13 protein-coding genes are annotated in these 14,563 nt (G+C 64.1%); 5 read left to right on the top strand and 8 right to left on the bottom strand.

From position 1 onward, the window contains the following. The first annotated feature begins 96 nt into the window (after nt 1-96). The gene (locus AM2010_RS05675) at nt 97-408 is read left to right on the top strand and encodes a hypothetical protein (RefSeq protein ID WP_047806244.1); all 312 of its coding nucleotides are present in this window, start codon (nt 97-99) and stop codon (nt 406-408) included. A 250-nt stretch (nt 409-658) separates the two neighbouring features. Beyond that, entirely contained in the window at nt 659-2,959 is a 2,301-nt protein-coding gene (locus AM2010_RS05670) for an EAL domain-containing protein (RefSeq protein ID WP_047806243.1), read from the top strand. A 286-nt stretch (nt 2,960-3,245) separates the two neighbouring features. Here the strand turns inward: AM2010_RS05670 and AM2010_RS05665 are convergent, their stop codons facing one another. From AM2010_RS05665 to AM2010_RS05650, 4 genes are all read right to left on the bottom strand, one after another. Continuing rightward, entirely contained in the window at nt 3,246-4,154 is a 909-nt protein-coding gene (locus tag AM2010_RS05665) for an acyl-CoA thioesterase (protein ID WP_047806242.1), read from the bottom strand. A gap of 32 nt (nt 4,155-4,186) precedes the next feature. After that, nucleotides 4,187-5,074: a cupin domain-containing protein gene (locus AM2010_RS05660; protein ID WP_047806241.1), complete on the bottom strand. Its 888-nt coding sequence runs from the start codon at nt 5,072-5,074 to the stop codon at nt 4,187-4,189. Nucleotides 5,075-5,077: 3 nt separating this feature from the next. Beyond that, nucleotides 5,078-6,247, bottom strand: coding sequence for a GNAT family N-acetyltransferase (locus AM2010_RS05655; RefSeq protein WP_236699418.1), 1,170 nt, complete (start codon nt 6,245-6,247; stop codon nt 5,078-5,080). A gap of 141 nt (nt 6,248-6,388) precedes the next feature. Then, on the bottom strand, nt 6,389-8,494 hold the full coding sequence (locus AM2010_RS05650) for a sodium-translocating pyrophosphatase (protein WP_047806240.1): 2,106 nt from the start codon (nt 8,492-8,494) through the stop codon (nt 6,389-6,391). 222 nt (nt 8,495-8,716) lie between these two features. Between AM2010_RS05650 and AM2010_RS05645 the strand changes: the two genes are divergently transcribed. Further along, on the top strand, nt 8,717-8,911 hold the full coding sequence (locus AM2010_RS05645) for a hypothetical protein (protein WP_047806239.1): 195 nt from the start codon (nt 8,717-8,719) through the stop codon (nt 8,909-8,911). After that, nucleotides 8,908-9,897 carry a fatty acid desaturase gene (locus tag AM2010_RS05640; protein ID WP_236699417.1) on the top strand — a complete coding sequence of 330 codons (990 nt, stop codon included), beginning with the start codon at nt 8,908-8,910 and terminating at the stop codon, nt 9,895-9,897. Before AM2010_RS05645 ends, AM2010_RS05640 begins: the two co-directional genes overlap by 4 nt. 46 nt (nt 9,898-9,943) lie before the next feature. Here AM2010_RS05640 and thiL read toward each other — a convergent pair whose 3' ends face one another. The 4 genes from thiL to hisG are packed head-to-tail and all read right to left on the bottom strand — an operon-like array spanning nt 9,944 to nt 13,219. Further along, nucleotides 9,944-10,822 carry a thiamine-phosphate kinase gene (gene thiL, locus AM2010_RS05635; RefSeq protein ID WP_047806238.1) on the bottom strand — a complete coding sequence of 293 codons (879 nt, stop codon included), beginning with the start codon at nt 10,820-10,822 and terminating at the stop codon, nt 9,944-9,946. Next, nucleotides 10,819-11,277 carry a transcription antitermination factor NusB gene (gene nusB, locus AM2010_RS05630; protein WP_047806237.1) on the bottom strand — a complete coding sequence of 153 codons (459 nt, stop codon included), beginning with the start codon at nt 11,275-11,277 and terminating at the stop codon, nt 10,819-10,821. Before nusB ends, thiL begins: the two co-directional genes overlap by 4 nt. Beyond that, the gene (gene hisD / locus AM2010_RS05625; protein ID WP_162492228.1) at nt 11,274-12,566 is read right to left on the bottom strand and encodes a histidinol dehydrogenase; all 1,293 of its coding nucleotides are present in this window, start codon (nt 12,564-12,566) and stop codon (nt 11,274-11,276) included. The genes nusB and hisD overlap by 4 nt, the downstream gene beginning before the upstream one ends. Next, nucleotides 12,563-13,219: an ATP phosphoribosyltransferase gene (gene hisG / locus AM2010_RS05620; protein ID WP_047806235.1), complete on the bottom strand. Its 657-nt coding sequence runs from the start codon at nt 13,217-13,219 to the stop codon at nt 12,563-12,565. Before hisG ends, hisD begins: the two co-directional genes overlap by 4 nt. Nucleotides 13,220-13,263: 44 nt before the next feature. Between hisG and AM2010_RS05615 the strand changes: the two genes are divergently transcribed. Further along, on the top strand, nt 13,264-14,370 hold the full coding sequence (locus AM2010_RS05615) for a DUF2332 domain-containing protein (RefSeq protein WP_047807733.1): 1,107 nt from the start codon (nt 13,264-13,266) through the stop codon (nt 14,368-14,370). Nucleotides 14,371-14,563 lie beyond the last annotated feature (193 nt).

Genomic DNA, 14,563 nt, shown 5'->3' with positions numbered 1-14,563 from the left:
TTCGGATCGCGGCTGGAGGCCGTTCAGGAGGTCTGTCGATACGCGCCGGGGGCATGCCGACGCACCGCACGGATCGTCGATGCAAGGAGACGATATATGCACAGGATTGCCATCATCGCGGCGCTTGGTCTGGGACTTGCGGCATGCGCGACCGGCGGACCGGGGAAAAGCAGCTATTTCAGTTGCCAGGACGGTTCGATGCTGAAGGTAACCTTCGCGCATGGGGGGGCCACCGTGGTCAAGGGGAACGCCGCCCCGGTCTATGTCCGCGGGAAGCAGTCGGTCGGCGCGTCCGTTTTCGAGAACCGGGCTGGCTATCGTCTGCAGGTGTCCGGCGACACCGCGACCTGGAGCGGGATAACGCGCGAAGCACCCCATCGGTGCGCCCGGGTCGCCGTGCCCCGGTAGCGCCCTTCGCCATGTCGCATCCGCCGGCTTGAATGCAATTCGTGCCCTTGCACGGTTTTCGTGTATAGTGGCCGACATGTTGCATCGCAGCCGGCGGGCGTGATCGCTGCCGGGTAAGGCCCGCACGGCATTTACCAATCGAAGGCAGCCGTTTGGCGGCGTTTTGCCGCAATCGGGCCATTGCCGGAAACATGATGTTTACGATGTTCCCCTAAGGCAGCTGCGAACAAGGGATGCTGCATTGTTGCCAGTGGCACGAAACCTGATCGCATCCGAAAGGTTGCGCCATGCGGCCATCGCCGTAGGGATCGCGGTGCTTGTCGCCATAACGACGATCCTGCGACCTCTGGATATCACCGTCTGGTCGCTCCAGGCGAAGCTGTTCGACCACCAGCCCAGCGGCGAAATCGTGTTCGTCGAGGTGGAGCATGGGCCGGATGCAACGGGCGAAGCCGCAAAAAATCGACGGTTGCTGCGTTCCCTGCGTCTTCTGAATGATGCCGGGGTCGAACGAGTCTTCATCGACATGCCGATCTACCGCAGCAGCGTGGAGGCTCTGGATGCGTCGCTACGCAACGAACTGACGGCTATGGGGGACGATGCCTTTCTGACCAAATCAGTCCGCCGAGATTTTGACGAGGGACGATTGGTTCGTGGCAATGATCCGTTCTTCGAACGCGGAATGCTGGTCGTCAGCAGCGACTACAAAACGGACTTCCTAGGTTTTGTTTGGGGATTAGAACCCGAGTATTCAGAAGGTTCCGAGACATTGCCCGCCCTGTGGCGAGTGCTGTCGGCGGCTCACCGCCACGATGATGCTCTTTTCCCCGATTACACCATCGATCTGGAGGAGGTGCCACAATACGATCTGGACAAGATTGGCGACGAACTCGGTTCGAGCGCAAATCTATCTGGCAAATCGGTGGTGTTGGGGCCGGCAGGTAGCGAGGCGAGGATCGTCAAGATTCCGGGGCAAGGGTTTGGCCCTTCCAGCCTTATTCATGTGATGGCAGCGGAAACTGTCCTTCGCGGCTCTGGCAGAAACCTGAACTGGTATTGGGTGGTCGGGGCGTTCGGTCTGACTCTGATGGTCGGTATTGCCGCCTCATCCCGTCCGCGAACCAGGCGACTGATCTATCTGCTGTGGGGCGCAACGCTGGTGGCATTCTTCCTTGCCACGGCGCAGTTGGGAATCAGGACGGCGTTTGCCAGTGTTCTGGCATTCGCGGCGGTATATGCTGCGCAGCGCGCCACGGTTAACTTCAAACGCCGCCACCTTTACATCGAGCCGCGCAGCAAATTGCCCAACTTCGTGGCTCTGCAACGCGACTTCGGAGACCGACCTGCGGAAAAATCTTCGGTGGTTGTTGCCAAGATCGCTCGTCTCGATGCCGTATTTGCGACCTTGTCCCCCGCCGATCAGGGGAAATACCTGCGCCAGCTGGCATCGCGGCTCGCCTTGGGCGATGCACGGTCGACGATCTACTACGATGGCGGGAAATACTTCGCCTTCGTCGTCAGCAGCGCGGACTATCAGGATCTTGCCGAACACCTGGAAGGGCTGCGTGCCGTGGCGTCGCAGTCGATCACGGTTTCCGGCCGGGTGCTCGATGTCTCCATGACCATCGGCGTCGATGAATCCCCCGGAAAATCGATCTCCAGCCGCCTGAGCGCGGCGATTGCCGCAGCGGATCAGGCGCGCGAAGCCTATCGCCCGGTGTTCATCATTTCGGATTTCGCCGCGGATAGCGAGGAATGGGATTATTCGCTGCAGGCGAGGCTCGAAAGCGCGCTTTCGGAAGATCGCATTTCCATCAAGCTCCAGCCGCAAGTCGCGATGAACGACGGTACGATCGTGGGCGTCGAGGCACTGGCGCGCTGGGTCGATGTGGAGCGCGGCGAAATTCCCCCGTCCCGCTTCATTCTTCAATGCGAACGCGTGGGTCGGCTCGACGAACTGACGAAGCGGATTCTTGGCAAAAGCCTGGACGCGATGGCGGATATGGCTCGCGCGGGCCAGAACCCGCGAATGTCGGTCAATGTTTCGGCGATCCAGTTTGTGGACAGCCGTATCGCCGAACTGATCGAGAAAAGCCTCGCCACCCATTCGGCGGATGCCCGGCAATTGACCATCGAAGTTACGGAGACTGCCAGGATCGAGGATTTTTCGGCGGCGCGCGACGTGTTCGAGCAGATTGGCCGGCTGGGGGTCAGGCTGTCGATCGACGATTTCGGTGTCGCCAGCGCCAATCTGGAAGCCCTGTACGAGCTGCCGTTCGACGAGCTGAAGATCGACCAGATGTTCGTCCAGAACATGCACCGATCCCAGACCGCTCGCGCGATCGTGAGCAACGTCATCCGGCTGGCGAGAGAGGCGAAGCTGGTTTCCGTGGCGGAGGGAATCGAAGACAAAGAAACCTTCGAACTTCTGCGCAATCTGGGATGCGATATTGGCCAGGGCTATCACATTGCCAGGCCCATGGTCCTTTCCGGACTACAGGAAATTCTTGATTTACAACGGGATCATCCGATGCTTCGCCATCAAACATAGTTAACAGTTTACAAACATAGATGGTTAACGTACTCCTTCTGCGCGTCTTGCAGCAGGAGATGAATTATGTATCTGTCGATCTGGGACTGGATCTTCAATTGAGATCCTAAGTTACTGTTTTTGAAAAGGCCCCTTCGCGGGGCCTTTTCTTTGTCTGGCGTCCGCCCGGGATGGGTTGCGGCCAATCGACAATCCCGCGCGAGTATTCGCGACACGGCGCAACGGATGCCGAACCGAATTCAGCAGGATCACAGAACAACGTTGCTATGGAGTCTGGGGGGTAGGCTTAGACCTTGCGCTTCCGGATCATGCCTTCTTGCGCCACGCTCGCCACCAGATTCCCCGCACGGTCAAAGATCCGACCGCGGTTGAAGCCGCGGCCATTGCCGCTCCACGGACTGTCGGTGGCGTAGAGCAGCCATTCATCGGCGCGGGCCGGTCGATGGAACCAGATGGCATGGTCCAGGCTCGCCCCGACCATCTCGCCCCGCGCCCAGCTTATGCCGTGGGGCAGGGCGCTGGTGCCCAGCAAGGTATAATCGCTGGCATAGGCGATTACGGCGCGATGCAGTTCCGGGCTGTCGGGCAGGGGCGCGGCGGTGCGGAACCATGAATGCGCGTGCGGCGGCCGCGGGTCGCTGTTCATCCAGTGCAGGCTGTCGGCCGTGCGCATTTCGATCGCCCGGGGGCGCAGCATGAAGGCGCGCTGCGTTTCGCTGAGTTCGCCCATCTGTTCGACGAAGCGGCGGCGCTGTTCCATGTCGGTCGGAAGGTCTTCGGGCGGTGCGACCTCGGGCACCGCGTAATCGTCGTGCGACAGGCCTTCCTCGGGCCGCTGGAAGCTCGCGGTGAGGTTCAGGATCGGCGTGTCGCCGCGTTCGGGGTCGGCCTGGCTCGCCACCACGCGGCGATTGGCGAAGCTGCGCCCGTCGAAATCGGCCTCTACCCGGTATCCGGTTGGCGTACCTTCGCGCCCGCCGCGCAGGAAATAGGCGTGGAGCGAGTGGGCGACCATGCCATCGGGCGCGCTGATCTGCGCGGCCTGGAGCGCCTGAGCCACGATCTGCCCACCGAAGACCCGGCCCACGCCCCCTTTCTGCGCGTCGCCTTCGAACAGGTTCGCGCCGGCGGGGGAGACGGTGAGCAGTTCGACAAGATCGGCGACGAGCGCTTCCGGGCTGGTTTGGTCGGTCATGCCGTGCGCTTTGCGATGCGCGCAGGGCGCGGTCAACCGGCCATCCCCAGCTTGCGGAGTGCGCGATAGGCGAAGGCCTTGCCCTTGTTGGTGGCGGGCCAGCGTGCCGGCGCAGCGGGCTGCAGGCCCAGTCCGCGCAGAATGCGGTTGAACCCCCGGGCGTCCGCTTCGGCAAAGCTCCAGTCGCTGCGCCAGGTGATCGACAGGGAAATGGAACTTTCGGGCCCATTGCGGACGAAGTGCGGCGCCATGACCGGCACATATACCGCTTCGCCGGGGCCGATTGCGAACGCTCGGCCACCGTCGATCAAGGCGTCGTCCCAGGTCAGCTCGCGCGCGCCGCCGGCGTGATAGGATTCGTGGATCGTATCGGGGGCAAAACGGTGATCCCCGGCCGGGAACTGGGTCATCGTCTTGCTGCCCACGAGCTGGAGCAGAATATTGTGCTCCGGGTCGAAGTGATAGGGGGTGACGGCGTTGGGGCTGGAGATGAACACGAACCCCTGCGGCCGCAGCATGGCGCCAGTCTTGCGTTCGATCTGCGGCCGGATCTCGTCCAGCAGGGACAGCAGCAGCGCCTGATATTCCGGCACTTGTTCGACGTTCTTGAGCACCGCCCAGCTATTGGTGCGCGCGATGTGGTGGATCGTCTCCTCTATGGAGAGGCCGGTGCCTTCGGGCTTGCCGTCGACCCCGACCGGAAGATCGCCGCGGTTGTATTCGATCGAGCTTGTCGGAAGCCGCCCGGCAAGAGCCGCCAGGGCATCCAGCGTCAGCAGGTCGTGCTGCTCCAGCCCATGCGGCAGGACATGCGGCGTTTCGGGGTAAGAGGCGGCGAATTCGCCGCGTGCAGCGTCGCCGAACACGCGGCGCGGGCTTTCGTCGGCGGCGCGAAGGCCGATCGGGGACTGGATACCCATCGTCTAGATACTCCTGGACTGGCGGGCGACTTCGGCCCGCAGAACCTGGCGGAAGATCGTGCGGCGCAGCTTGCCCCCGATCGCGACATTCACCCGCAGCATGGCGCGCTTTTCACGCCAGATGCGCTCGATCATCGGATGGTCCGCCGCGGCGCAGCTGTCGCACCAGGCGACATCGTCGCGTGTCAGCAGATCGAGATTCTCGCGCTGAAGCAGAACACCGGGGGAATAACGCGCGTAGCGTTCGTCGTAAGCGGTCTTGAAGCTGAAGGCGCCGGGCGGGGCGATGAAGTTGGCCAGCATGGCGATCGGCTTTCCCTCAAGCGTCAGACCCAGCCGCTCCAGTCGGCCGTGCGCCGCTACCCCGCGCATGGTCTGCGCAAACCAGTCCCGCGTGCGCGGATTGTCGGCGAGGGCGGAGCCATTGCGTCCCTTCCAGCCGGCTTTTTCCAGCGCGAGAAACTCCTCGATCCATTGGTCCAGCCCGGTTTCATCGTCGCTCCGCTGGAACCCGATTGCGCCTTCGTCGGCCAGGCGCTTTTGCTGCCGCCGCAATTCCTTGCGTTTCTTGCCGTTGAGCGAGCTTTCGAAATAGGCCTGGGGCGACAGATCCGATTGCAGCAGTGCGCGTTCTTCGCGCTGAACGACCGCCCATTCGCGGCCCTGATCGTCCGCCACACGGGCGAGGGCGGCGAACAGCGGCCCATCTTCCGCCATGCGGTCCAGATGCAGAAACAGCGCGCCACCCGGCGCGGCATCGGCGTGATCGAGCAGCTCGCGCCAGAAGCGCTCCTCGTACCCACGCCGGACGAGAGGGTTGCCGACGAACAGATTGTCGTGGCTCCAGTTGGCCAGATGAGGGAGAGGATAACCGTAATATCCGGCTGTCCGCGCAAGCGGAATCAGCCCGCACAAGCGCCCGTCGCAGCGCATGGCCATGATCGTCCCGGCCGAATGCCCGCCGAAGGCTTCCAGCGCGGGCAGAAGGCTCCAGTGCTCGTAGAACGGGTTCGGCTCGTCCGTGTCCCCCGCCAGATCTTCCCATTCGGTGGCGCTCGCCGCGTTCAGATCGCCAGGGTCGATCGCCGACAAGGCGGTGCTGGGCATATCCGGCGCGCGCGTACCTGCGCGCCCGACCGGGGGATGCTGGCGTTCGAGCGAGGCGCTGACCACACGTTAACCTTCACAAGCCGCGGCGCAGATCGCCGCACGCGCGGGTTAGCATCGGGGTGCTTAGGAAGGCTTAACGGCAAAGGGGCACGAAACCCGTTCGGTTCCGTGCCCCTTCGTTTGATGCCGTCGAGACGGCGCGGATCAACCCGCCGCGAGGGCAGCCAGCAGGAGGAGCGCGACGATGTTGGTGATCTTGATCATCGGGTTGACCGCCGGACCGGCGGTGTCCTTGTAAGGATCGCCGACCGTATCGCCGGTAACCGCGGCCTTGTGGGCTTCGGAACCCTTGCCGCCGTGATTGCCGTCTTCGATGTACTTCTTCGCATTATCCCATGCGCCGCCACCGGCGGTCATGGAAATCGCGACGAACAGCCCGCCAACGATCACGCCCAGCAGCAGTGCGCCCAGCGCGGCAAAGCCGTTGTCCTGGCCCGCGATCAGCGTGATCACGAAATAGACGGCGATCGGCGCCAGCACCGGCAGCAACGAAGGCACGATCATTTCCTTGATCGCGGCTTTCGTCACCAGATCGACTGTGCGGGCGTAGTCGGGACGGCTCGTGCCCGCCATGATGCCCGGATCGGCCGCGAACTGTTCGCGCACGTCCTTCACCACGTCGCCCGCTGCGCGGCCCACTGCGGTCATGCCCATCGCCCCGAACAGGTAGGGCAGCAGCGCGCCGAGCAGGAGGCCGACGATCACGTATGGATTTTCAAGGCTGAAATCGACCGTGACGTTGGGGAAGAACTCCCGCAAGTCGGTGGTGTAGGCCGCGAACAGCACCAGTGCGGCAAGACCCGCCGATCCGATCGCGTACCCCTTGGTCACCGCCTTGGTCGTGTTGCCCACGGCGTCCAGCGCATCGGTCTTTTCCCGAACGCTGTCGTCCAGACCGGCCATTTCGGCAATGCCGCCGGCATTGTCGGTGACAGGGCCATAGGCATCGAGCGCCACGACCATGCCCGCCAGCGCCAGCATCGCGGTGGCGCCATAGGCAATGCCCATGAGCCCGGCGATCTGATAGGCGATGACAATGCCCGCCACGATCACCAGCGTGGGCAGGGCGGTCGCTTCAAGCGAAATCGCCAGACCCTGGATCACGTTGGTACCGTGCCCGGTTTCGGACGACTTGGCGATGGAGCGGACCGGGCGATAGTTGGTGCCGGTGTAATACTCCGTGATCCAGATGATCAGCCCGGTAATGGCCAGGCCGACCATCGAGCACCAGAACAGGTCCGTTCCGCTGAAGGGCACCATGTCGGTGCCGGGGTTGATCACGCTGGCCATATCGCCGCCCAGTGCATAGCTGGTGACGAACCAGATCGCCGGGATCGAAAGCACTGCGGTGACGAGGAAGCCCTTGTACATCGCGCCCATCACATTCGTCCCGCCACCCAGGCGGACGAAATAGGTGCCGATGATTGAAGTGACGATGCAGGCACCGCCGATCAGCAGGGGCAGGGCCATCAACGGCAGAAGCAGTTCGCCCACGGTGGTGAGCAGAAGCGCGGTCAGCACCATCGTTGCGCCCACGGTCACGACATAAGTTTCGAACAGATCGGCGGCCATGCCGGCACAGTCGCCCACATTGTCGCCGACATTGTCCGCGATCACCGCAGGGTTGCGCGGGTCGTCTTCGGGGATGCCCGCCTCGACCTTGCCGACCAGATCGGCACCGACGTCAGCAGCCTTGGTGAAGATGCCGCCGCCCAGACGCGCGAAGATCGAAATCAGCGAAGCGCCGAAGGCGAGTGCGACCAGCGCGTCGATCACTTCGCGGCCATTGGGTTCCAGCCCCATCGGGCCGATCAGGATGTAGAAGAACACTGCGATCGCGAGCAGGGCCAGGCCGGCCACCAGCATTCCGGTGATCGCACCCGCGCGGAAGGCGAGGGTGAGACCCTGCTGCAATCCGGTCTGCGCGGCGGCGGCCGTGCGGACATTGGCGCGCACCGAAATGTTCATGCCGATGAAGCCAGCAACGCCCGACAGGATCGCGCCGATGACGAAACCGATGGCGGAAATCGGGCCGAGGAAGATCCCGACGATAATCGCCACGGCGATCCCGACCACGCCTATCGTCGTATACTGGCGGTTTAGGTAAGCCCGCGCGCCTTCCTGAATGGCGCCGGCGATTTCCTGCATTTTTGCGTTACCGGCATCTGCGCCGAGCACCTGGCGACTGGTGACGAAGCCATACAGTATGGCCAGAAGTCCCAAGCCTATTGCGATCGTGATTAGATTCACGCGCGTGTCCCCTCTATTTTCCCAAAATACTTGTTCTCTTGGCGCACGGCCCCGCTTTCGCAGGGCCGTTTGCATTTGCGAGGTATAAGCGGTGGCACGCATCGCGCAAGGGCCTGCTGTCCATTGCGCGCTTTCTGCATCGGTGCACCAAAATGCGACGTTCGTTCGACCGAAACGACTGCAAGGTTGCGGGAGATCATACTTAAGATTAAGTAAACGGCCATGCAGAAGGCAGTGCAGTCCCTGTTCAAGATCATGCCGTTTCTGTTCGGCATCGGATTTATCGCGCCGCTGATCGCGCAGACGATGGCGTATTGGGGATGGGCGCCGCCCTTCGGCCTGTCGGCGATTGGCTTCGGCCTGCTGATCGGTGGGCCCTGGGGCCTCTATGCAACGATTAAGGGGCGCTGGCTGTGACCGAAGCTATTGGCGCGACGCACGGTGGCGATCTGCGCGATCGCTCTGGCAGCGATACCCAAGTCGATCGGCGGAATCCGGCGGATGCTCCTGCGATCCCGCTTTCGGGCGATTCGTCTCTCGACCGGCACACGCGCGTTGCGCTGCTGAAAGAAGAACGGGCGATTGCGAAGCAGTTCGAAGGCGGCAAGATGTGGATCTACCCCGCCGCCGCCTTCACCTGCTACGCCATCTGGCTCAGCTTCTTCCCGCTGGCGATCATGGGCTGGCTGAACCTTCCGCTGGCTTTCGTACTGTCGACCGTGTTCGCGGTGGGCGGCTATGTCACCAGTCACGAAGCGATGCATTCGAATATCGCCCGCCCGGGCAGCAAGCGGCGCTGGCTGAACGAATGGACCGGCAAGGTTTCGACAATCATCATCGTCTTCCCCTTCTCGATGGCGCGGCTGATGCATCTTGAGCATCACTATCACACCAATCATCCCGAGAAGGACCCCGACTATCCCGACCGGGCGAACGGCCCGTGGCACGCGATCTACAAGACCTGGCTCAACCGCCAGCCGGGTGTCGACGGGTCGATCCATATCTACAAGCGCATCCTGAACGAGATGGGGACGAAGGAAGCGAGCGATTCCCTGAAGGACACGATCCGGCTGCAGCTCATCTTCATGGCGGTGCTGTTCGCCATGGCGTGGAGCGGCTATGCGATAGAGGCTGCGCTGCTCTGGTGGCTGCCGCGCCATATCGGCCTCAGCTACATCCGTTTCTATCTGTCATGGGCACCGCATCATCCCCGTGGGGAACAGGGCCGCTATACCAGTACGCGCCTGTTCAAGAGCCGGCTGGGGCAGATCGGGTCGATCGGGATGGAAACCCACCTGATCCACCACCTCTACCCCGCGATCCCGAACCATCGCACCAAGGAAGCCTATTACGCGCTGCGTCCGATCCTGGAAAAGCGCGGCGTCCGTTGCCCCGAAATCTGAACGAAACGCGGCCGCGCCGCGAAACGCTCTGCCGGGGCTCATGGGGCTAGTGGCTGTAGCCGAGCCCGTCCGGTGAGGTGATCGATACGCCATCGACCACCAGTGCGCCGTCGCCGTCGCATGGTTCGACCGTGCCGATGCGGGTTGCGCGAACGGGTGGGGCGGTGCCGGGGGGCAGGGTGAACAGCAACTGATAGTCGTCGCCCCAGCGCAGCGCCTCGTCGCGCCGCGCCTCGGGCAGGGCGATGGGGGCTGCGGCGCTCTCGAGCACGAGGCTCACCTCGCTGGACTGTGCCATGCGCCAGGCATCGAGCAGCAAACCATCGGAAACGTCCATCATCGCCGTCACCGCCGGGGCGAGGGCCAGGCCGTCGTCGATCAGCGCTCGCGGGCGCAGATAGGCGCCGGCCTGCGCACGATCGCCAGCCGTGAATGCCTCGAACCCGGCCAGCGCCGCACCCAGTGTTCCGGTCACCCAGATCGCATCGCCCGACCGCGCACCGCCGCGGGACGGGACGGGGACATGGCTCGCCCGCCCGATTGCGGTCAGGCCGTGGCTGCGCGGCGATTTGCCGGACGACACCGTATCGCCGCCGAGCAGGGGCACGTTGTAATGCGTCAGCGCCTCTTCCAGCCCGGCAACGAAGCGCGCGTCGTCATCGCCCCGAGTGAAGCCGACGAGGACACCGATGGGCCGCGCGCCCTTGGCGGCAAGGTCCGAAAGGTTGGTCGCGACCAGTTTCCAGGCCACGTCGGCCGCATCCTGGCCCGGTGCGGTGTGCACCCCTTCAACCAGCATATCGTGGGTCAGAACCAGTGTCTCGCCGCCGATATCGAGCACGGCGGCATCGTCATCCAGGTTTCGCGCCCCTTCGTGCAGCGGAAGGGCGCGCAGGCGCTCGATCAGGTCGAGCTCGCCGCTCACCGCACCTGCCTGGCCACCGCGTCGAGGATACCGTTGACGAATTTCGCCTCGCGGTCGTCGAAGAAAGCCTTGGCAACGTCGACATATTCGCTGATCGCTGCACCAACGGGCACGTCTGCCCGCGCGAGCAACTCGTATGTGCCGGCGCGCAGGATCTGTAGCATCGTCTTGTCCAGCCGGGCCAGGTTCCAGCCCTGCGCCAGCCTGTCGCTCAGCAGCAGGTCGATCTCGTCGCAGCGCGCATCGACGCCCGATACGATATCGTCGAAGAAGGCGACTTCGGCATCGGCATACTGTTCATCTTCGATCACCGCGCCGAGGCGGTGCTGGTGAAATTCATCGAGCAGTCGGGCGAGCGCAGTGCTCTCCATCTCGCGCTGGTAGAGCGCCTGGACGGCCGCAAGGCGCGCGGCCGAGCGAGCGAGCGAGCGCCTGGACGAAGGGGCGGATGTCATTTGAGCCTCATGGAAACCGAATTGGCATGTGCCGGTAGACCTTCGGCCTCGGCCAGCGCAACCGCAGCGGGGCCGATTGCGGCCAGCGCGCCGGGATCGAGTTCGATGAAGCTGGTGCGCTTCATGAAATCGAGCACCGAAAGGCCGCTGGCGAAGCGCGCGCGGCGCCCGGTCGGCAGGACGTGGTTGGGTCCGGCGACGTAATCGCCGACCGCTTCGGGCGTATGACGGCCCAGAAAGACACTGCCGGCGTGGCGCAGGCCGGCGAAGAGCGAGGAAGGATCGGCGACCGCCAGTTCCACGTGCTCCGCCGCCAGCCGATTGGCGAGCGGGATCGCCTGATCGAGCGTTTCGACCACGATCATCACCCCATTGTCGCGCCAGCTTGCCTGCGCCGTCGTGCGCGTGGCGAGCTGGGCGGACTGGGTATCGACCCGGTCCTCCACCTGGTTGGCGAAGGCGGCATCGTCGGTGATCAGGATCGATTGCGAGGTCGGATCGTGTTCCGCCTGGCTCAACAGGTCGGCGGCGATCCAGTCGGGATCGTTGTCGCCATCGGCGATGACCAGGATCTCGCTCGGCCCGGCGACCATGTCGATCCCGACCACGCCGTAAAGCTGGCGCTTGGCCTCCGCCACCCAGGCGTTGCCGGGGCCGGTGACGACATCGACCCGCGCGATCCGCTCGGTGCCATAGGCAAGGGCGGCAATCGCCTGCGCCCCGCCAATGCACCAAATTTCGTCCACCCCGGCGAGGTGCGCGGCGGCGAGCACCAGCGGATTGCTCTCCCCCCCACGGGTCGGCGTGACGACGACCAGCCGTTCCACCCCGGCCACGCGCGCCGGGATCGCGTTCATCAGCAGGGATGAAGGATAGGCCGCGCGTCCGCCGGGGACATACAGCCCAGCGGCATCGACCGGCTGCCAGCGGGCACCCAGGCGCACGCCGGCGCCATCGGTAAAGTCCCTGTCGGCAGGCAACTGATCGCGGTGATAGGCCTCGATCCGCTGCGCCGCGAGATCCAGCGCATCGCGCAGCGGCGCGTCCAGCCCTTCGTAAGCCGCGCGGCAGGCTTCGGGGGCAATGCACCAGTCTGCGTCGTCGACGAGGTCGTGCTTGTCGAACCGGCGGGTATATTCGGCCAGCGCGGTATCGCCCCTGCGGCGAACGCGTTCGACGATCGTGGCGACATCCTGCGAGACGGTAATGTCGCTCTCGCGCCGCCCATCGACCAGCCGCGTAAAGGCGGTTTCGAAACCCGGATCGGTGATCGAAAGGCGTTGCATCACGAAGCGTCCGGCGCAGCGGCAACGGTGCGGAAGCGTTCGACCAGTTCGCCGACGCGCGGATCGGTTTTCAGCGCGGCACGATTGACGATCAGGCGCGCAGAAACCTGCATGATCACGTCGCGTTCCTCCAGCCCGTTTTCGGCCAGCGTGCGGCCGCTGGAAACGAGATCGACGATCCGGCGGGCAAGGCCGAGCGCCGGCGCAATTTCCATCGCGCCGTTGAGCTTCACGCACTCGGCCTGAATGCCCTGACGTTCGAACCAGCGACGGGTCACATTGGGATACTTGGTGGCGACGCGCATGTGGCTGGCGCCTGCCCCGGCTTCGGGCACATCGGCCGGGGCTGCCAGCGACAGGCGGCAATGCCCGATGGCGAGATCGACCGGCGCGTAAAGGTCGGAGTAATCGAATTCCTCGATCACGTCGGACCCCACGATGCCCACTTGCGCCGCCCCGTGGGCGACGAATGTGGCGACGTCGAACGCCCGCACCCGGATCAGGCGCAGGTCTTCCCGCGTAGTTGCGAATGTGAGGCTGCGGTTGCCCTTGTCGTGGAACGCCTCTTCCGGCACGACGCCGGCACGTTCCATCACGGGCAAAGCCTCTTCGAGAATACGCCCCTTGGGGATGGCGAAGGTCAGCGGTGTTGCCATTGCGCGGCGGCACTTAGGCAAGGGGCGCGGAAAGGGCAATGGAGATGGCCGATAGAGACGATATGAAATACGAACCGGGCGACCCCGCCGCGCGCGGGCCGGAGGCGGTGCGGCGGGCCTTCGCCAACCAGGTCGCCTATTGCCGTTCCAACGGTGCAGAGGTGACTGCCAGCGTGTGCGAAGGGCTGCACGATCTGCTCGATAGCGGGCGGGGCGGGGCGGCCATGCGGCGAATCCGCAAGTGGCAGGGCGCGCCGCTGGCCGATGCGCTGCCCTTGCGGATCGCCGGCGGATTGCACGCGCTCCACCTCGATGGGGCCGAACCGGATCTGGAGCCGGTCTATGCCGGGCAGAGAGCCAGCCGGATGGCCGATCTTCTCGCCGATGTTATCGAACGGCACGAGCCGTTCCTGATGCCCTGGCTCGACGGCCCGCCGCAGACCAATGAGGCCGGGCGATCCGCGGGATTCGCTGCGGCGTTCCTGTGGCTCGTGGACCGCGGACTGCCCGGCAATTTCGCGCTGAACGAGATCGGGGCGAGTGCCGGGATCAACCTGATGATGCGCCGATACCGGTATGATCTGGGCGGTGTCCACGTGGGGCCGGCCGGGGCCCGAATGCGGATCGCCCCCGAATGGCGCGGCGATCCGCCACCGTCGGGCGCGTTCGACATCGTCGGCGCGCAAGGGTGCGATATCGCTCCGGTGGATCTGACCGACGAGCGCCAGGCCTCGCGGCTTCGTGCCTATATCTGGCCCGAATATACGGAACGCTTCGCGCGCCTCGACGCCGCAATTGTCGCCGCCAGAACCTTCCCCCCCGAAATCGAACGCTGCCCGGCTGCCGACTTCGTGGAACGGACGCTGGCAACTGAGCCGGAAGCGGGCGTGACCCGCGTGATAATGCATTCGGTCGTCTGGCAATACCTGCCGGAGGAGGAGCGCGAGCGGATAGAAGCAGCCATGGCCGCCGCCGGCGCACGGGCCAGCGCCGAAAGCCCGCTCGCCTGGGTGGCGCTGGAGGCGAACCGCGACACGCATCGCCACGAATTGTCGGTGCGCTATTGGCCCGGTGGCGAAACCTGGACCCGCCTCGCAGTCGCGCACCCACATGGCGCATGGATCGAATGGGAACCGGGCGGTGCCGGATAAGCGCGCGGATCGGCCGCGTCTCGCATGAAGCGCACTGTTTCCATTGTGCAACAGTGTATCGCTTTGGCTATGAGTGGGATCAAAAAAATATCAGTATTATCAATAGATAAAGAGAGCGTTTTGTAAGGTCTTCCAGTCCGCTGCCAATTGGTCAATGCAAGAAGCATCAGAGTGCACGCTCTGCATTTGCAAC

The organism is Pelagerythrobacter marensis (assembly GCF_001028625.1).
Lineage (GTDB): Bacteria > Pseudomonadota > Alphaproteobacteria > Sphingomonadales > Sphingomonadaceae > Pelagerythrobacter > Pelagerythrobacter marensis.
This window is presented reverse-complemented; position numbering and strand designations above follow the sequence as displayed.